The sequence below is a fragment of the Nocardia sp. NPDC059764 genome, from assembly GCF_042732555.1.
In the GTDB taxonomy this organism is placed as follows: domain Bacteria; phylum Actinomycetota; class Actinomycetes; order Mycobacteriales; family Mycobacteriaceae; genus Nocardia.
Genome location: NZ_JBHWHH010000147.1, coordinates 1 through 17874 on the forward strand (window position 1 = coordinate 1; position 17874 = coordinate 17874).

Annotated in this window: 21 protein-coding genes; 9 read left to right on the forward strand and 12 right to left on the reverse strand. The window is 69.0% G+C overall.

Annotated elements, in window-relative coordinates; genetic code table 11:
- Positions 1–125: 125 nt before the first annotated feature.
- Positions 126–614 (reverse strand): hypothetical protein, encoded by a 489-nt coding sequence (locus tag ACFV4K_RS26670; RefSeq protein WP_379278587.1) that lies wholly within the window; start codon positions 612–614, stop codon positions 126–128.
- A complete protein-coding gene (locus tag ACFV4K_RS26675) occupies positions 611–2110 on the reverse strand; it encodes an alkaline phosphatase (protein WP_379278589.1) in 1500 nt (499 codons plus the stop codon). The genes ACFV4K_RS26670 and ACFV4K_RS26675 overlap by 4 nt, the downstream gene beginning before the upstream one ends.
- 115 nt (positions 2111–2225) lie before the next feature.
- On the opposite strand from ACFV4K_RS26675, the gene ACFV4K_RS26680 reads away from it, so the two are divergent.
- From ACFV4K_RS26680 to ACFV4K_RS26700, 5 genes are all read left to right on the forward strand, one after another.
- Positions 2226–3194 carry a sensor histidine kinase gene (locus tag ACFV4K_RS26680; protein ID WP_379278591.1) on the forward strand — a complete coding sequence of 323 codons (969 nt, stop codon included), beginning with the start codon at positions 2226–2228 and terminating at the stop codon, positions 3192–3194.
- A gap of 166 nt (positions 3195–3360) precedes the next feature.
- Positions 3361–6042 carry a nitrate- and nitrite sensing domain-containing protein gene (locus ACFV4K_RS26685; protein WP_379278592.1) on the forward strand — a complete coding sequence of 894 codons (2682 nt, stop codon included), beginning with the start codon at positions 3361–3363 and terminating at the stop codon, positions 6040–6042.
- Entirely contained in the window at positions 6020–6445 is a 426-nt protein-coding gene (locus ACFV4K_RS26690) for a roadblock/LC7 domain-containing protein (protein WP_040857697.1), read from the forward strand. Before ACFV4K_RS26685 ends, ACFV4K_RS26690 begins: the two co-directional genes overlap by 23 nt.
- Positions 6442–6819: a DUF742 domain-containing protein gene (locus ACFV4K_RS26695; RefSeq protein ID WP_379278594.1), complete on the forward strand. Its 378-nt coding sequence runs from the start codon at positions 6442–6444 to the stop codon at positions 6817–6819. Before ACFV4K_RS26690 ends, ACFV4K_RS26695 begins: the two co-directional genes overlap by 4 nt.
- A complete protein-coding gene (locus tag ACFV4K_RS26700; RefSeq protein ID WP_379278596.1) occupies positions 6800–7390 on the forward strand; it encodes an ATP/GTP-binding protein in 591 nt (196 codons plus the stop codon). The genes ACFV4K_RS26695 and ACFV4K_RS26700 overlap by 20 nt, the downstream gene beginning before the upstream one ends.
- Before the next feature lie 95 nt (positions 7391–7485).
- Here ACFV4K_RS26700 and mtnC read toward each other — a convergent pair whose 3' ends face one another.
- Genes mtnC through mtnA form a run of 3 tightly spaced genes read right to left on the reverse strand, consistent with a single transcriptional unit; the run spans position 7486 to position 10445 of the window.
- Positions 7486–8169 carry an acireductone synthase gene (gene mtnC / locus ACFV4K_RS26705; RefSeq protein WP_379278597.1) on the reverse strand — a complete coding sequence of 228 codons (684 nt, stop codon included), beginning with the start codon at positions 8167–8169 and terminating at the stop codon, positions 7486–7488.
- The gene (locus ACFV4K_RS26710; protein WP_357081740.1) at positions 8166–8744 is read right to left on the reverse strand and encodes a cupin; all 579 of its coding nucleotides are present in this window, start codon (positions 8742–8744) and stop codon (positions 8166–8168) included. The genes mtnC and ACFV4K_RS26710 overlap by 4 nt, the downstream gene beginning before the upstream one ends.
- Positions 8745–8777: 33 nt before the next feature.
- The gene (gene mtnA, locus ACFV4K_RS26715; RefSeq protein WP_379278599.1) at positions 8778–10445 is read right to left on the reverse strand and encodes an S-methyl-5-thioribose-1-phosphate isomerase; all 1668 of its coding nucleotides are present in this window, start codon (positions 10443–10445) and stop codon (positions 8778–8780) included.
- A 212-nt stretch (positions 10446–10657) separates the two neighbouring features.
- Between mtnA and ACFV4K_RS26720 the strand changes: the two genes are divergently transcribed.
- Positions 10658–10942 carry a hypothetical protein gene (locus tag ACFV4K_RS26720; protein WP_357081744.1) on the forward strand — a complete coding sequence of 95 codons (285 nt, stop codon included), beginning with the start codon at positions 10658–10660 and terminating at the stop codon, positions 10940–10942.
- Positions 10939–11352 carry a hypothetical protein gene (locus tag ACFV4K_RS26725; RefSeq protein WP_357081746.1) on the forward strand — a complete coding sequence of 138 codons (414 nt, stop codon included), beginning with the start codon at positions 10939–10941 and terminating at the stop codon, positions 11350–11352. Before ACFV4K_RS26720 ends, ACFV4K_RS26725 begins: the two co-directional genes overlap by 4 nt.
- A 36-nt stretch (positions 11353–11388) precedes the next feature.
- Here the strand turns inward: ACFV4K_RS26725 and ACFV4K_RS26730 are convergent, their stop codons facing one another.
- On the reverse strand, positions 11389–12633 hold the full coding sequence (locus ACFV4K_RS26730; protein ID WP_379278601.1) for a KasA/KasB family beta-ketoacyl-ACP synthase: 1245 nt from the start codon (positions 12631–12633) through the stop codon (positions 11389–11391).
- 39 nt (positions 12634–12672) lie between these two features.
- Here ACFV4K_RS26730 and ACFV4K_RS26735 point away from each other — a divergent pair, with 39 nt between their 5' ends.
- Positions 12673–13254 carry a TetR/AcrR family transcriptional regulator gene (locus ACFV4K_RS26735; protein ID WP_379278602.1) on the forward strand — a complete coding sequence of 194 codons (582 nt, stop codon included), beginning with the start codon at positions 12673–12675 and terminating at the stop codon, positions 13252–13254.
- Between the two features lie 11 nt (positions 13255–13265).
- On the opposite strand, the gene ACFV4K_RS26740 is transcribed toward ACFV4K_RS26735, so the two are convergent.
- The 4 genes from ACFV4K_RS26740 to ACFV4K_RS26755 all read right to left on the reverse strand — a co-directional run bounded on the left by ACFV4K_RS26740 (position 13266) and on the right by ACFV4K_RS26755 (position 16085).
- Complete coding sequence (locus tag ACFV4K_RS26740; protein WP_379278604.1) at positions 13266–14492, reverse strand: RNA polymerase sigma factor; 1227 nt, start codon at positions 14490–14492, stop codon at positions 13266–13268.
- Positions 14489–14830, reverse strand: coding sequence for a YciI family protein (locus tag ACFV4K_RS26745; protein ID WP_379278605.1), 342 nt, complete (start codon positions 14828–14830; stop codon positions 14489–14491). The genes ACFV4K_RS26740 and ACFV4K_RS26745 overlap by 4 nt, the downstream gene beginning before the upstream one ends.
- A gap of 11 nt (positions 14831–14841) precedes the next feature.
- Positions 14842–15426: a dihydrofolate reductase family protein gene (locus ACFV4K_RS26750; RefSeq protein WP_379278607.1), complete on the reverse strand. Its 585-nt coding sequence runs from the start codon at positions 15424–15426 to the stop codon at positions 14842–14844.
- 125 nt (positions 15427–15551) lie between these two features.
- Positions 15552–16085: an NUDIX domain-containing protein gene (locus ACFV4K_RS26755; RefSeq protein WP_379278608.1), complete on the reverse strand. Its 534-nt coding sequence runs from the start codon at positions 16083–16085 to the stop codon at positions 15552–15554.
- Between the two features lie 71 nt (positions 16086–16156).
- Here ACFV4K_RS26755 and ACFV4K_RS26760 point away from each other — a divergent pair, with 71 nt between their 5' ends.
- On the forward strand, positions 16157–16606 hold the full coding sequence (locus tag ACFV4K_RS26760) for an SRPBCC family protein (RefSeq protein ID WP_379278609.1): 450 nt from the start codon (positions 16157–16159) through the stop codon (positions 16604–16606).
- A gap of 3 nt (positions 16607–16609) precedes the next feature.
- On the opposite strand, the gene ACFV4K_RS26765 is transcribed toward ACFV4K_RS26760, so the two are convergent.
- Both ACFV4K_RS26765 and ACFV4K_RS26770 read right to left on the reverse strand, forming a co-directional pair.
- On the reverse strand, positions 16610–16834 hold the full coding sequence (locus tag ACFV4K_RS26765; protein ID WP_357081764.1) for a hypothetical protein: 225 nt from the start codon (positions 16832–16834) through the stop codon (positions 16610–16612).
- Between the two features lie 35 nt (positions 16835–16869).
- Complete coding sequence (locus ACFV4K_RS26770) at positions 16870–17691, reverse strand: HNH endonuclease family protein (protein ID WP_379278610.1); 822 nt, start codon at positions 17689–17691, stop codon at positions 16870–16872.
- Positions 17692–17874: the final 183 nt, after the last annotated feature.

Genomic DNA, 17874 nt, shown 5'->3' on the forward strand with positions numbered 1-17874 from the left:
CAGCCAGTACTACCCCGGGCGGGGAATATCCCGCCGGTGAAGGCAGCACCGGCGGGTCGGGCCCCGATCCCGCGCACGTACGAGGGGTGCGTGCGCGGGATCACCGAAAGACGTGCGGCCCAACCCTATTCGTTCACCAGCACCGGAATCGACAGCACCGCCGCCGAGACCGGGGCATCGGCCGGAGCCGACACGATGGTGAACGGAATGCCGTTCACACTGGGCACGTGCGGTCCGCCACCGGTGGGTTCCTCGTCGGCGTGCTGGAACATCCCCGTACCGACCAGTCGGCCATTGGCGTCGTAGAACGCCGCACTCACCTCCAGCGCCAGCACATCGCTGACATCGGAGGTGATCGCCAGAGTGCCGCGGACGGAAGACCCTTCGAGGCGGGTGCCGCTGAGCCGCACCCGATCGGTGAACGGCCCGGCCGCCAGGCGCACCTCCCCCGCCGGGATCGCGAGCGTCGTGGCCGGAGGCTCGGTCGTGCGCGGGGCGGCCACCGGAGCGGCCGTGGGCGCCGGACTCGCGGGCTGCGGCGCGGAGGAACATCCCGTGCCCAAGCCCGCCACCGCCAGCAGACCCGCGATCACCGCTCCGGTTCGCCGCGTCACGGCAGCAGCGCCTTGTGCATCTTGGTGTACAGCGAGGTGTTGTCCTGGCTGGTCGCGAACACCTGCGCACCCGGGCCGTAGGCGTAGATCTGCACGTCGGCGCCGGTGTGGTTGCCCGACAGGTAGGTCAGCCACAGGCTCGCCTCGGGCGTGCCGTCCTTCACCTCGGCCGGATCGTCGGGCGTGCGGAAGGTGGCGGGGGCGAAGTTGCGCGGATCCTGTTGTCCCGCACCGTTGACCAGGCCGGGCGAGCGGACCGGGTCCTTCACGTTGTCCTTGCCGTCACGGCCGGGCTTGCTGTTGTTGGCCGGGTTGGTGGCGTCCACGTTCGTCGGCGGCGCGACGGCCTCGGCGTTGGTGAAGGTGTTCTTCTCGATGATGTTGAAGCCCGCGCACTCGTGGTCGGCGGTCACGATCACCATGGTGTGCCCGTCCTTCTTGGCGAAGTCCATGGCGGCGGCGACGGCGTCGTCGAACGCCTTGACCTCGTCGAGGGTCTGGGCGGCGTCGTTGGCGTGCGAGCGCTTGTCGATGAGCGCGCCCTCGATCTGGAGCAGGAAGCCCTTGCCCTTGCGCGCCGACAGCAGGTCGATCGCCTTGGCGGTCATGTCCTTCAGGGTCGGCTCCTGCTTCTGCGGAGCCGAATCCGGTAGCGCGTTACGCGCATTGGTGACGGTCATGTTCCCGCGGTTGAACAGGCCGATCACCTTCTGCCCGGTCACCGACTTCAGGTCGGCGGCGGTGGCCACCTGCTGGCTCTCGGCGGTCTGCGCCTTCAGCGCGGGATCACCCATGGAGCCCAGCACCTGATAGCCGTTGTCCAGCATGGCCTTCTGGTCGTCGGGCTCGAAGCGGGCCAGGCCGCCACCGAAGATGACGTCGGCGGTGTTGTTGCGCGCGATCTGTTCGGCGATCGGGGTGACCAGCGTCTTGTCCGCCGGCTGCGCCTCGTAGCTGCCGTCAGCCTTCTTGGGCAGGCAGGTCGAGTCGCTGAAGGTGGGGCCCTGGCAGCCGCGCAGCAACGCGTGGCTGAACATGCCCGCCGGGGTGGCGTCGGTGACCTCGGCGGTGCTCACATTGCCGGTCGCGAAGCCCGCGGCCTTGGCCTGCTCCATGAGCGTCGGCACCGACTTGCCGTAGGCGTCCACGCCGATGGCGGCGTTGTAGGTCTTCACACCCGAGGCCCACGCGGTGGCCGCGGACGCGGAGTCGGTCACCAGCGACGGCTTGGCGCTGTTCGGCTCCACCGCGTAGGTCGCGACCGCGCCCACATACGGCAGCTTCTCGAGCTGCAACTGCCCGCCCGCGCCCTCGAACCGCTGGCGGGCGGCGGTGACGTGGGTGCGCCCCATACCGTCACCGAGCAGGTAGATGATGTTGTGGACCTCGTTGTCGCCCTTGCTGTCCGACCCGCATCCGGCGACCAGCGTCGCGGCCGCCATCGCGGCGGTCGCCGTCGCGATCGCGACCGACCACGCGCGTTTCCTGTGCTGCACTTCGTCTCCTCCGTCGTCGCGTCCCCCGAGGTCCGGCGGCGCGGCCCGCGATTCCGGGCGCGGCTGAAGCTAGTGCTGCCGGTTTGCTGGTTTCCGACTCGCAGAAATCTCACAGTTGGCTCGCAGGTTAACGGATACCCCGCGGCCGGGACCTACGGGACGCGCCGGAGCGCTGTCAAACACCATCCCGCACAAAAGGACTCGCGCCGACGGCGGATCCACGAGCGAGCACCTCGAGATCGAGGCCGCCGCACCGGTCCTCTACTTCGGGGACGACGAGATCGGGCAGGTGGCGCGGGCGTTCGGGCACGCGCACGCCGCGGCCGTCGGCGCCGCGCTCACCGAGGCCCGCACCCGCGAGGGCGTGAAGTCGGTGTTCCTCGATATCGCGCACCGCAGTCAGGTCGTGGTGCACCGCCAGCTGGAGGTCCTCGACGCCGCGCAGGCTCGACAGGAGGATCCGGCGCTGCTGGACATCTACTTCCGCCTCGACCACCTGGCCACCCGGGAACGCCGCAATGCCCAGAACCTGATCATCCTGGCGGGCGGCCGCCCCGGCCGCCAGTGGCGCAACCCGGTCCCCCTGCTCGAACTGGCGCGTTCCGCCGCCGGGGAGACCGCCGACTACCAGAGGGTTCGAATCGGCCGTCTGCCAGCGGTTTTCCTGGTCGGCGCGGCGGTCGCCGATGTGGTGCACCTGCTGGCCGAGCTGGTCGACAACGCCGCCTCCTTCTCCCCGCCGCAGTCCTGGGTGGAGATCACCGGCACGGCGGTGGCGCGCGGCGTGGTCGTGGAGATCAGCGATCAGGGCATGGGCATGCCCGCCGAGGACCTGGACCGCCGCAACGAGCTGCTGAGCGCCGCACCGGACTTCGCGGTCACCCGGCTGTCCGAGGACTCGCGGCTGGGCCTGTTCGTGGTGTCCAGGCTGGCCGCCCGCCACGGCATCTCGGTGCGTTTGTCCGATTCCGATCATGGCGGCGTGCGCGCGATCGTGTTGCTGCCCACGGTCCTGATCGAGCGCGAACCGCCGCACGCCACGCCGGATTCGTCCCATGCCGTCGATTCGCGGCGACACGCTTGAGCGGCGCGAATCGTTCTGTGCCGCCATTTATTCGGGTAGCTATAGGATTGCTGCCCGGCGGCTTCGAATGCGATGCACCGGCATGCATGACCCGGACTGTCAAACGTGCTCCCGCCCAACGGGATCGATGCGGCATATGTGACCTACGTCCCGTTACCTTTGCCCGATGTTCAGAGCAAGGCTCGGGGTCCGCACCCGCGTGCTTGCCATCGCACTCGTCCCGAGCCTGGCGCTGCTCGCGATCGGCGTGGGTGGCGCGGGATACCTGGTGGTCGAGAGCAAGCATGCGCGGGAATGGGCGGACGCGTTGTCCGCCGCCGGAGCGCCCACCGGAGAATTGATCGCGGCGGTCGAGCAGGAGCGCCAGCTCTCCCTCGCGCAGATGGCGGGTGGCGACGACGCCAACCCGAAGGCCCTCGCGCAGGCGCGAACCCGGCTCGACAACGCGCTGCTGGGGATGGCGCCGGTCTCGGCCTCCATGCGCGAATCCGGTCCGGAAGGGGTCACCGGCGACGTCGGCGGGTTCCTGACCCTCACCCGCCAGCTGGCCGGACTGCGCACCGGGATCGACACCAACGGCGCGTCGGTGTCGGACACCTATTACTTCTACGGCAAGGTGCTCGAGTTCATCTGGATCGGCACCCGCATCGTCGCCGACCGTGCGCCCAACGCCGCGGTCGCCATGGAGATGATCAACGGCCTGCAGATCGTGCAGTCCGCCGAAATGCTGTCCCGCGAAGCCGCGGTGGCCGAGGTGCTGCTCGCGGGCGGTGCGCTGCCGCCCGAGCTGGCCATCGAATTCTCCCGTGTGGCAGGCACCTACCGCGTCAACCTCGGCGTGCTCGCCGGTGGCGACGGCGGCGCCGGCAATGCCGACATGCAGGCCCTCATGAACGATCCCGACTGGACGAAGATCGTCATGATGGAGAACGTTTTGCTCTCGCGGGCGCTCGATCCCATGACGCTGCCTCCGGTCAAGCCCGGCACTCCCCCGGTGGTCGCGCCGCTGACCTTCACCCCGCAGGAATGGCGGGACACGGTGTCGCGGCTCAACGCCCAGGTCCTGAAGCTGTGGGACAAGAACAGCAAGCACAACGAGCGCGCCGCGGCCGACGTGGCCGACACCGACGCCCGTAACTCCGCGCTCGTCGGCGGCGCCATGGTGGCGGTGTCGGCGCTGGCCTTCCTGGTCTCGCTCATCCTCGCCAACCGGATCATCCGCCGCCTCAAGGGCTTGCGCGACGAGACGCTGGGGCTCGCCGACGAGCGGCTGCCCGAGATCATGGCCAAGCTGCGCGAGGGCCGCCCGCTGGACCCGGCCGACGAGAAGGCGATCCTGGACTTCGGCCACGACGAGATCGGCCAGGTGGCCAAGGCGTTCACCCACGCCCACGCCTCTGCCGTGTCGGCCGCCATCACCGAGGCCCGCACCCGTGAGGGCGTCAAGGCGATGTTCCTCAATATCGCCCACCGCAGCCAGGTCATCGTGCACCGCCAGCTGGAGATCCTCGACGCCGCGGAGTCGCAGCAGGAGGATCCGGCGCTGCTGGACATCTACTTCCGCCTCGACCACCTCGCCACCCGCGAACGCCGCAACGCCGAGAACCTGATCATTCTCGCGGGCGGTCAGCCCGGCCGGCAGTGGCGAAACCCGGTGCAGCTGCTCGAGATCGTGCGCTCCAGCGTCGGCGAGACCGCGGATTACACCCGCGTCAAGATCGCCCGCCTGCCTGAGGTGTCGATCGTCGGCAGCGCGGTGGCCGACCTCGTGCACCTGCTCGCCGAGCTGGTCGACAACGCCGCCCACTTCTCGCCGCCGCAGTCGCAGGTCGAGGTGCGCGGCAACGTGGTCGGCAAGGGCGTCGCCATCGAGATCATCGACCAGGGCATGGGTATGCCCGAGGAAGAGCTAGCGCGGATCAACGAGGTGCTGCGCGAGGCCCCGGACTTCGGTGTCGCCATGCTGCCGGACGACTTCCGCCTCGGCCGCTTCGTGGTCGCCCAGCTGGCCTCGCGCCACGGAATCACGGTGCGGCTCACCGAATCCGACTACGGCGGTGTGCGCGCCATCGTGCTGGTGCCCACCGTGCTGACCGTGCAGGCCTCCGGCCCAACCGGTGAGATCCCGGTGGCGCCGCGTCAGCTCGGGACGGGCGGGCTGTCCGCCGCCTCGGCCGCGGTGGCCGCGCTGCCGCAGCTGCCCGCCGCCCCGGCGGTCCCGCCGTCGATGACCTCGAGCTACGACCTGCCGCTGCTGAACTACGATGCGCCGCTGACGACTCCGCCCGAGGCGCCGGTCACCCCGGCCGAGCCGGAACCGGAGCCCTTCGGTCCGTCGACGGGTTCCTTCACCCCGCCGACGAGTTCCTTCGCCCCGCCCGCCGGCACCTTCGGCCCCACGACCGACTCGGCCGTGCCGCCGGTCATGTCCTTCGGCGCGGCAACCCCGTTCGACCCGCCCACCTCGCCGCCGCGGCCCGAACCGCCGCAGCAGCCGCGACTGGACCTGCAGAACGGCGCGGTCCCGCCGTCCGAAAACGGCTTCCGTGCTCGCGAACACGATCGGTCCCATTACACTGGCTCCGACGCCCGGCCCGCGCTTCCGCGACGGCACCGGCAGGCAAGTCTCGCACCGGAATTGGCGAAGGAGCAGTCGACCCCCGAGTCGGCGGTCCAGGCCACCCGCACGGCCGAGCAGGCCCGAGACCTTTTCTCCGCCATCGAAAACGGAACCAGGCAGGGCCGGCAGGCCGATCCCGGTTCGTTCGGGCCTGAGTCCCAGGCCTTCTTCGAAGGCACCCAGCAGGAACGACAGGAAGGCGACGGTGACCACCTCAAACGCTGGTGATCTCAACTGGCTACTCGATGATCTGGTCGACCGGCTAGCGGGCGTCCGTCACGCGGTGGTGCACTCCACCGACGGACTGCTGCTGGGCCGCTCATCCGCCATGAGCCGTGAGGACGCGGAGCACTTCGGTGCCATGTCCTCCACCCTCTACGGGCTGGCGCGCAGCGCCGGCGGCCGCTTCGACGGCGGCGGCGTCCGCCAGGCGGTCATCGAACTCGAGCGCGCGGTGCTGTTCGTGACCGCCGCCGGCAGCCACGCCTGCCTCGCACTGCAGGCCACCGAACAGGCCAACCTCGGCATGGTCGCCTACGAGATGAACCTGACCGTACAGCGGGTCGGCAACTACCTGTCCACCACACCGCGCCACAACCTGGCCGGACAAGGCAATCCGCGGCTGTCATGAGCGCGGGGCCGGGGCAACAGTGGTTCGATGACGCGGCCGGTCCGCTCGTGCGTCCCTACGCACGGACCGGTGGCCGAACCATGGGCGCGGGGCACGATCTGGACATGCTGACAGTGGTGGTGGTGCCGAACGCTGCCCCACCACTGCGGCGTGCCGAGCCGGAATACACGGAAATCGTGCGGTTGTGCCGGCTTCCGCTGACGGTGGCCGAGGTCTCGGCCGCCCTGCGGTTGCCATTGGCGGTGACGAAAATTCTGGTGGGGGACCTGATTTCCGACAACATCCTCAAGTTCCGGGCCCCGGCCTCCCCCGAAGCCGCGCCCGGTGACCTCAACATTCTGCGAGCGGTACTCGATGGCATCCGAAAACTTTGATTCCGCCGCGCCCATGGCCGCCTCGGTGAAGATTCTCATCGCGGGCGGTTTCGGCGTGGGCAAGACCACGATGGTCGGGGCGATCAGTGAGATCACTCCGCTGCGCACCGAAGAACTCATCACCGAGTTGTCCGCGGGCGTAGACGATCTGCGCGGGGTGGAAGGCAAGACCACCACCACCGTCGCGCTCGACTTCGGCCGCATCACGATCGACCAGAACCTGGTCCTCTACCTGTTCGGCACCCCCGGACAGGATCGCTTCTGGTTCCTGTGGGACGAGCTGGCCCGCGGCGCCCTGGGCGCGGTCGTGCTGGCCGACACCCGCCGACTCGAGGGCTCGTTCGCGGCGATCGACTTCTTCGAGCGTCGCGGCGTCGCCTTCACGGTGGCCGTGAACTGCTTCGAGGGCGCACCGCTCTACACCCCGGCCGAGGTGCGCGACGCCCTCGACCTGGACGAGCGAATCCCGGTGCTGCTCTGCGACGCTCGTGATCGCGGCTCGGCCAAGAACGTGCTGATGACGCTCGTCGAGTACCTCATCGACCGGGCCGCCACCGCCGGGGTGCGCTGAGCGGTTCTTCGGCGAAGACGAATCGAGCCCGTCCGGCGTATGCCGGGCGGGCTCGATGTCTGTCATGGGTTGCGCCAATGCCGTTGCGGCGCCTGTCAGTTGGGGGCGACGTCCGCGAAATCGCTGATCCAGCGGTGCGGGCCGCGCGGGCTGTTCGGTTCGCCCGGGCGGGTCACGCCGACGGCCTGCCAGCCCGCGGCCGCCGCCGCGTCCACCTCGTCGGGGTGGTCGGACACGAACAGGATCTGTTCGGCCGGAACGCCGATGGCGCTCGCGATCTTCTCGTAGGACGCGGCCTCGCGCTTCGGGCCCGCGGTCGACAGGTCGAAATGCCCGCTGATCAGCGGGGACAGATCGCCGCCGCGCGCGAATTCGAACCAATCCTTCTGATTGCGCACCGAACCCGACGAATAGATGTAGAGCTCTAGCCCCGCACCACGCCAGGCCCGCAGGACCGGGGCGACGTCGGGGAAGAACTCGCCGTGCAGCGCGCCGTTGCGGAACCCCTCGGCGCAGATGATGCCCTGCGCGGCCTTGAGCGGCTCGGACTTCACATCGGTGTTCAGCCACTCGATGAGAATCCGGGCCACCTCGGCGGCGTCCGCGTCCGGGCGGTCCGCCTGGGCGCGGGTGGCCTCGATGATGGGATCGGCGTCGCCGCCGGTGTTCTCGGCCAGCCAGCCCGGGAGCCGTTCCCGGGTGTAGCCGTAGAGCTCCTCCCGCACCGAACTGGTCGGGCTGGTAGTCCCCTCGATATCGAGCACGACCACCTTGATCATGCCGGGGCCAGCAATTCGTCCAGGGTCGGGAAGCCCGCGGAGATCTTGTCGCCGCTGAAATCGCCGATCCAGCCGTCCTCTTCCTCGAAGAAGCGCACGGCCACGAACTCCGGGCGGGTACCCATGTCGAACCAGTGCAGCGTGCCCGCAGGCACCGACACCAGATCGCCCGCGGTGCACACCGTCGCCAGCACCTCGTTGCCCAGATGCAGGTAGAAGCAGCCCGCACCGGCCGCGAAGAACCGGACCTCGTCCTCGGCGTGGCGGTGCTCGTCGAGGAACTTGGTGCGCGCGGCGACCGCCTTGGCGGGCCACTCCGGGTCGGCGTCATCGGGGTGGATGCGGGCCACGTCGATGAACTTGTAGCGGCCGTCGGCGTTCAATTCGTCGATGCGGCCCTGGTATTCGGCCAGCAGCTGCTCGGTCGTGGTGGCGGCGCTGAAGCCCTCCAGCAGCGGCCAGCGCTCGAAGGTGATGCCGCGCTTGCCCAGTTCGGCGGCGATCACCGCGTCGTCATCGGTGCGCAGGACGACCTCACCGGCGTCGGTGTCGGACATGATCTGCAACAGGGTCATCGGAGGTTCCCTTCTCGGAACGCGGTATTCGTTTCACACATGGTCGCGCACCGGGAGCTCCTGGTGCCCGGTCAGAGTGGTCAGTTCGCACATCGCCTCGAGGCATTCGGCGCGGTCGCGGGCCTGCGCCAGCGACGCGCCCCAGGTGGTGATGCCGTGCCCGGCGATGAACAGCACCGGCGGGGCCTCCGGGTGCTCGGTCAGATACTTCTCGATGTCCGCGCCGATCCGCGGCACATCCGCGTGATTCGGGAACACCGGGATGTCGATGAGATCCGGGTGGGCCGAGCCCAAGCCCTTGATCAGCTCGTATCCGGCGAAACGTGCGGTGGTGACGCCGTTTCCGCCGGTCCGGATCGACACGGCCGTCGCGTGCGGCGGGTGCACGTGCACCACGGCGTCCGCGCCGCGGGTGCGGTAGACGGCGGTATGGATCGTGGTCTCGGCCGACGGCTTCCGGCCGGAGTCGTCCACGGGCTGGGAGTCGACCACGGCGACCGTGACCATGTCCGAGGCGGTGAGCTCGCCTTTGGACAGCCCGCTCGCGGTGATGACGGCCGTATCGCCCCGGCGCACAGAGATATTGCCCGCGGTGCCCGGCATCCAGCCGCTCGCGTACAGGCCGCGCGCGATGTCCGCGATCTCGGCGCCGGCGGTGTCGGTCGATCCCGGCGTGGTCGCCGCACCAGCGGCGGTGCGGGCGGCGGATGGGTCCTCGAGCACGCCGAACTCGGTGACCACGGCGGTGACCAGCTCGGCCGGGGTGACGTCGAAGGCCGGGTTGAAGGTGGCCGTGCGCTCGGGAGCCGTTGCGACGCCGCCGAATCCGGTCACCTCGGCGGCCGCGCGCTGCTCCACCACGATGTCGGAGCCGCGCGCCGTGGAGATGTCGCGTGTCGACTCCGGCGCGACCACGATGAACGGAATGCCGTGGTGCGCTGCCGCGATGGCCAGCATGTAGGTGCCGATCTTGTTGGCCACCGCCCCGTCGGCGGTGATCCGGTCCGCGCCCACGACCACCGCGTCCACGCCCTCGGTGGCCATGGCCCAGGCCGCCGCCGAATCGATGGTGAGCCGGTGCGGGATCCCAGCCTCGGCCATCTCCCACGCGGTCAGGCGCGCGCCCTGCAACAGCGGGCGGGTCTCGTCGACGATCACCTCGGCCACCGCGCCGCGCTGATGCAGCACCCGCAGCGCACCGATGGCGGTTCCCCACGCGGTGGTGGCCAGGCGGCCGGTATTGCAGTGGGTGAGCAGCCGCAGCGGGCGGTCCCCGCACAGCCGCTGGATCAGATCGGCGGCTTCGGTGGCGGCGGCCAGGTTCACCCGGCCGTCCTCGGCCAGCAGCTCCAGCGCCTCCGCCTCGAGCGCCTCGACACCCCCGGCCAGCTTGGACAGCGTCCGCTGCACACCCCACGCCAGATTCACCGCGGTCGGGCGTGCATCCGCGATGCGGGCGGCCTCGGCCTCGACCAGCGCTTCGTCGAGGACGCCGTCGGTGGTGGCGGCTCGGGCCGCGATCACCACACCGAACGCGCCGCACACGCCGATGGCGGGCGCGCCGCGCACGGCCAGCGTCTTGATGGCGTCGATGACCTCGTCGACCGTCGTGAGCCGCAGCTCCCGCACCTGGTGCGGCAGGGCTCGCTGGTCGATGGTGACCACGGCACCGTCGGCCCACACGATCGAACTCTGATCCATCGAGTTATGTCCTCTTGACTGGAGATTTGCGGCGATGCCCACGGCGGTGGGCACACTCCACCGTATCGAACCCGCCCCCGCGCCTGACCGGCAGGTTTCCGATCAGGCCGATCCGAATAGCCCGATTTCGTGCGGGATTGCGCCCCTGCGGTTCCGGCGCTCGGCGCGGTGTCAGCTTTTGCCCGCCGCACATACCGCTTTACTATCGCGGTATGGCGAGACCGCGTCGCACCCGCAAGATAACCGTGACGATGCCCGAGGAGATCGCCGCCACTCTCGACGACTGGCGCAGCTCCGGACGCATCGCCTCGATCTCCGCGTTCGTCGCCGAGTCCGTGAAGGCGCGCGTCGACCGCGCCGACTCACTGGCCCGCCTGGAGAACGCGCTCGGCGGCCGCCCGCCGCTGGATCTGATCAATCGCGCCCGGGCGGTGCAGGGGTTACCACCTTTATCCGATGACGAGGAGGCCCCCGGCGATCACGCCGGCGCGGCATGAGCCCCGCCGCCCCGACCCTGGGCGGCGTCGTCTTCGACACCGCCGCGCTGACCGCCTGGGCCCACCGCGTGGCCTACGTGCAATCGGTGGTGTGGGCCACCGCGGACGCCGGGCACACCATCATCGTCCCGGCCACCGCGCTGGCCGCCGCCCGCGCCCTGATCCCGCCCGGCCGCTGGGACATCCTCACGGTGCTGCTGGACCTGCCCAATACCGTCATCCAGCCGCTGGACCGTCCCGCCAGCGATCAGCTGGGCGACACCCTGGCCGATCGGCCCGACGCCGACGCCCTCATCCCCGCCGGGCACGCCACTCTCGAAGCGGTGAGCCGGGATTGGCCGTGCCTGACCGACCGGCCCGACACCCTGCGCAAGCTGGACCCGCGCGTCCAGACCGACAAACTGCCATGACCTGCCTGAATCGCATTGCGCCGAGCGAATTTCCACTCAGGCGGGCGCGAGGGCCAGCGTGACGTTGTGGCCGCCGAAACCGAACGAATTGCTCAGGGCGTACCGCAGTTGTTGCTCGCGCGGCTTGTCGGCGACCATGTCGAGCTCGATCCCCGGGTCCGGATTCTCGAAATTCAGTGTGGGCGGCACGATCTGCTCGGCCAGGGTGCGCAGCGTGAGGATCGCCTCCAGCGCACCGACCGCTCCGATCGAATGTCCCAGCGCCGATTTGGGCGCGTACACCGACGCGTGCGGCGACACCGCCATGACGGCCTTCGCCTCCGAGGCGTCACCGACCGGAGTGCCGGTGGCGTGCGCGTTGACGTGATCGACATCCGCACCCGTCAGCCCCGCCGTCGCGAGCGCCTTGCGCATGGCGCGGGCCGCGCCGTCGCCGTCGGGCGAGGTGCCGGTGATGTGATAGCCGTCCGAGGTGATGCCCGCGCCCAGTACCCGGCCGAGCACCCGCGCACGCCGCGCCCGCGCGTGCTCGGCGGACTCCAGCACCAGCAGCGCCCCCGCCTCGCCGAAGACGAAGCCGTCCCGGTCCCGGTCGAAAGGCCGTGAGGCGCGCTCGGGTTCGTCATTGCGAGTGCTCATGGCCCGCATCATGGCGAAACTGGCGATCGGGACCGCGTCGATATGGCCCTCCACGCCGCCCGCGACCGCCACGTCCGCCTCACCGGTGGCGATCAACCGCCACGCGTGGGCGATGGCCTCCGCGCCCGACGCGCAGGCCGAAACCGGCGCGTACACACCTCCTTTCGCGCCGATCTCGAGGCCGACCGTGGCGGCCGGTCCGTTCGGCATGACCATCGGCACCGTCATGGGCGGCACCTTCCGATAGCCCCCGGTCTTCATCAGATCCACCGCATTGATGAGCGCCTCCCCGCCGCCGAGTCCGGTGCCCACGGCGACCGCCAGTCGTTCCGCCTCGACCTCCGGCGTTTCCGCGTCCTGCCACACCTGCCGTCCCAGCACCAGCGCCAGCTGCTGCACGAACGACATCCGCCGCTGTTCGATCCGGGTCAGCCGCTCCCCCGGCTGTGTCACCAGCCGTCCGCCGATCCGCACCGGCAGCTGATTCGCGGTGACGAAATCGTCGGTGAGCGTGCCGATTCCACTGTCCCCCGCCAGCAGCCGCGACCAGGTGGCGTCGAGGTCGGCCCCCAGGCAGGTGGTCGCCGCCATCGCCGTGACCACCACGCCCCGTCGAGTTTCTGTACCAATCGCTACACTCATGGAGACATGAATACCTGTAGCACCCGCTACAGTCAACCGGTGCCCCGCCCACTCGACCACGCCCGCCGCGCCCAGCTCCTCGAAGGCGTCATCGCCTACATCGCCGACCACGGCCTCACCGAACTCTCGCTGCGCCCCCTGGCCGAATATCTGGGCACCAGCTCCCGCATGCTCATCCACTACTTCGGCACCAAGGAGGCGATGCTGGTCGCCGCCTTGGAATCCCACCGTCCCGACATCGGCGCGATGTTCTCCGGCATCGACGACACCGCCACCCTGGCCACCCGTCTGACCAGCTCTTTCGACCTGAACACCGCCGGAGACAGCGCGGTCAGCCTGCGCGCCCTGCTCCAAGTCCTCGGCGCCGCAACGGTTCCCGGCAGCCCCTTCCGGCCCTACGCGACCGACGCGATCACCGCGCTGGTCACCCCGATGGCAGAGTCCCTGCACCGCATCGACCCGAGCCTGCCCGACCCCGAAGCCTCGGCGACGCTGCTCGTTTCGGGTGTCCGCGGCCTGATCATGGATTGGTGGATCACCGGTGACACCGACCGCGTCGAACGCGCTGTCGCGCTCCTCGTAGCCGGGGTAGTGGCGCAGCCGACTGATGCCGGACGCTGAGAAGTCGTCTGTCAGTCGTTGCGGGAGCGGTCCGTTCGACCGAGTTGGTCACGCCGAGCGAGCAAAAAGGTGCGCTCCGACTGGTTCTCGGTGAGCTGCGCCGCGGTACCGAAGGCCTGACCGGCTTCTGTGGTGCGGGCGAGGCGGGCGAGCAGGTCACCGCGGATCGCGTGAAACAGGTAGTAGTTCCCAAGATTCAGATCATCCACCACGGGCAAAGCCGCTGCCGGGCCCTGGACCTCGGCGACCGCGACAGCACGGTGGAGTGCGACCACCGGGCCGTTGTCGAAGTGCACGAGTTGGTCGTAGAGCGCGAGGATCTGCGTCCAGTCGGTGACGGGGTCGGTGTGCACGGCGTTGATCGCGGCCAGAATCTGGTAGCGGCCCGGCTGATTACGGCGCAAGCAGGCGCGGGTGATCGCGCGACCCTCGGTGACCAGATCGGCGTTCCAGCGGGAGCGGTCCTGCTCGGCCAGCGGGACCAGAGTGCCCGCGGGGTCGGTGCGGGCGTCGCGGCGAGCCTCGGTCAACAGCATCAGCGCGAGCAGTCCCGCGGCCTCGGCCTCGTCGGGCATGAGCTCGACCAGCAGCCGGGCCAGACGGATCGCCTCGGCGCAGAGTTCGGCGCGAGCGAGTTCGGCGCCGGAGGTGGCGACGTAGCCTTCGTTGAAGATCAGGTAGAGCACCGCGAGTACCGCGCCGAGGCGGTCGGGCAGATCGGCGTCGCGGGGCACCCGGTAGGGGATCTTGGCGTCACGGATCTTGGCCTTGGCTCGGACGAGGCGCTGCGCCATCGTCGGTTCGGGCACGAGGAAGGCGTGGGCGATCTCGGTCGTTGTGAGCCCGCCGAGAAGCCGCAAGGTGAGCGCCACCCGCACGGGGAGAGCCAGGGCCGGGTGGCAGCAGGTGAATATCAGCCGCAGACGGTCGTCGCGCACCGGACCCTCCTCGGCGGGTTCGTCCGGGCCGTGGAGTCGCTGTGCCTCGGCGTGTTTGTGCGCACGGACCGATTCGCGGCGCAGTTCGTCGACGGCCCGGTTGCGGGCGGTGGTGATGATCCAACCGGCCGGGCTGGGCGGCATGCCCTCGACCGGCCAGCGTCGCAGCGCGGTGGCGAACGCGTGGGCGACGGCGTCCTCGGCCGTGCTGATATCGCCGAGCCCGCGCACGAGTACGGCGACGGCTCTGCCGTATTCGGCGCGGAACACGGCCGCGATCTCCTCCGGTGTCGGACTCAATACGGTTCGACATCCTGAAACGGGCGGACTTCGATCGGCAGCGTGGTCGCGGCGGCAGCCTTGCGGCCCCACTCCAGCGCGGCGTCCAGATCGGGTGCGGTGATCACCCAGATCCCGCCGATGTGTTCCTTGCCCTCGACATAGGGACCATCGGTGAGCATGCCGTCGGGACGCACGACGGTTGCCGTGCCGGGCGCGTGCAGGCCGCCGGTGAACACCCATGAGCCGCTCTCACGCAGTTCCTCGTTGAACCGGTGCAGATCGGCCACGATTCGGACCATGGCCGCGGGATCCGGCTCGCCCTCGGGCTGGTAGATCGACAGCAGGTACTTCTGCATGGATTCCGACCTCACAGACGGGTGTAGTGGGCGATGACAACGCCCTTGGTGGTGGTGACGCTGCTGGTGAGCTCGAATTCGGTGAGCGGGGCGCTGCCCTCGAACAGTCGCATGCCGGTGCCGAGGGTGAGCGGATGGATCAGCAGCGTGTAGCTGTCGACCAGGCCGGCGGCGTGCAGGTCGCGAACCAGCGAGGTGCTGCCGATGATCGTCAGGTCCCTGCCATCCTCGGTCAGGAGCTTGGCCACTGTCTCGGCGGCATCGCCCGACAACAGGATCGAGTTCCGCCAGGCGTCCGTGTTCTCCAGAGTCCTGGAACAGACATATTTGGTGACCGCGTTCATGTGTGTGGTGAACGGGTTGTCGTCGGTGCGGGTGGCCCAGGCGGTGATGAAGTCCGTCCAGGTCCGGCGTCCGAACAGCATGTCCGTGGGCTCTGCCATACCCCTGCCCATCTCCGCGGCCATGACCTCGTCGTTGTACTTGCCGCCCCAGCCCCCGTGGGTGAAGCCACCGCGGGTGTCCTCGTCCGGACGGCCCGGGCCCTGGATGACTCCGTCGAGAGTGATGGACAACGTGGCGTTGATCTTGCGCATGAGATGCTCCTTCGCTCAGGCGGACCGCTCTTCCGCGACCGTTCACCTCCTACACGAAAAGCCACAGGCGAAATCGACACCGGCGCCGAACTTCTTCCCAGCAAGGGTATTCGCTGTGGGACCGTTCAGGCATTCGGATGCGCGAGCTCCACTGCCAGCTTCAGGAGTTCGGGGAGATAGTGGCCGTCCGTGCGAGCTCGGCGCAGAGCTTCCGCGAGAGTGAACAGTCCGACCTCCCGGATCTGTTCGGCGTCCTCGGGATTGGTCGGTGCGCCCGTCAGTCGCACCTCGGCGGTGCACCACAGCCAGGCCTTGTGCGGATGGGGCTGCCAGGGGCGATACGGCTCGGTACGGTCCGTCGTCGCGTAGTGCGCACCGAATTGCCGGATGGGACCGGTCAGTTCGGCGCCCGCCTCCTCCGCGAGTTCCCGGATGACGCAGGACTCGATGGATTCTCCGGCCTCGCGGGTGCCGCCGGGCAGGATCCAGACATCGCGGTCGTCGCGGCACAGGACGACGCGCTCACCGACGAAGCAGACGACGTGGATGTTGGTGACGAGGTCGTCGGGTGGCAGCTCGGTCGAGAACTGGACGTCGAGCCCGCCCCACTCCCAGCGAGCGGGGGCGTGCAGGAGTGGGTAGCGCTCGGCGAGGGTCATGAGTCGACGGTACGGGGGCTGGGAGTGAGACCCACCACACCGTCTAGAACTGGTGTCAGTATTGTTCCCCCATGGCCTTCGTCATCGACAAAAGCGTGGAGATCGACGCACCCGCCGAGCTGGTCTGGCAGGTGCTCACCGATGTGGACGCGTACGGGGAATGGAATCCCTTCGTCCTGGAGTGCAAGACCACCCTGGAACCCGGCTCCCCCATCGATATGCGGGTGCAGCTGGTCGGCCCGCCCAAGCAGCAGCGCGAGTTCATCCGCTCCTGCACCCCGGGACGCGAGTTCAGCTATAACATGAAGCCCGCGCCGCTCGGTGTGCTCAGCAGCGAACGCTCGCACCTGATCACCGATCTGGGTGACGGCCGCACCCGCTATGACTCGCACTTCCAGCTCAACGGCCCGCTGTCGGTGGTGGTCGGCGGCCTGCTCGGCGGCGCGCTGCGCAAGGGCTTCACCGGCATGACCGAGGCCGTCAAGACGCGGGCCGAGGCACTGAAAGCCGTGCGCGACTAGCGTTCACGCCTCGAACGGCGTCACATTGCCGGCGGCGTCGCGGCCACCGCTCTCGTGCTCGATAGCGGTGGCCAGGTCCTGCACGCTGGTCCAGCTGCGCGGCTCCTCGTCCTCCAGATTTCCGATGGTGTACCAGGTGGCGGTACCGCGATAGCGCACGAGCCCGTGGCCCGAGTAGTCCAGCGTCACATCGAGATCCCCGGAGACCGTTCCCTCTTCCCGGGTCATGACGGCAGCCTCGCTCTGGATTTCGACAATGGCGACTATGTGAACTCTCCCTTGCTGATGCAGTCCTTCACCGCTGTCTGCAATGCGGACTGTTCCTTGGTGTCGACGTTCAATCCGTACTTTAGTTTCACCTGGATGTAGTGCCCGATATAGGCGCACCGGAAGTTTCCGGGCGGCAGGTAACTCGACGGGTCCTGGTCGCCCTTGGAACGGTTGGCGGTGGGATCGGAAATCACCAGGTTCAGCGCGTCATTGGCGATATGGCGGCGGGTGTCGTCGTCGAGTTTCGCCGCGCCCGACCGCCACGCCTCCGCCAGCGCCACGATGTGGTCGATGTCCAGGCCCGACGAATCGGTGGTCCACTTGTAGGGCTTGAGGACATTGGTCTTCTTGTCCATGACCCCGTACTGATCGCGCCAGCCCGCATCGGCGCCGAGACTCAGCTTGCAGCTGCTCGGATCCAGCTTCACCGGTCCGGTCCCGTCGCGCAGCAGCACCACCTCGCGGGTGGTGCAGCGGCTGTATTGCGCGAAGCTGTCACCGAATCCGTGCTCGGGCTTCTCGCTGTCCCAGTGCGGGAAGCGCTCGCGCGAATAGCCGGTCATCGGCAGTTCGTCGGCCACCTCGAGTTTGCCCAGCAGCGCGTTGATCTCCTTGGCCGATCCGGCCGGTTGCGCGCCGCGATCGGGAATCGGCGGGCCACTCGATTCCGGTTTGTCTGTGCCGCCGCGTTTTTCGAGGACGGTGATCGCGACGGCAAGTGCGACCACGATCAAGAGCGATACGACCGCTTGCAGCAGGCGGCGCTGGGCCGGGGACAGGCGATCCGACAGGCGTAATGGATTTGTGCGCAACATATCCCGCAAACCTTCGCAATCGGCGACCCGAATCGGCAAGTCGCACGTCAGGTTCGGAGACGTGTGTCACACACCCGCCTCGAGTCCATGGTGGGTCCCCCGAAGATCGAAAGCAATGGCGGCGCAGCCCTTCCCGGGCCCCCACCTGCGGATATACGACGGCGCGCCGGGTAGTGGCTACCC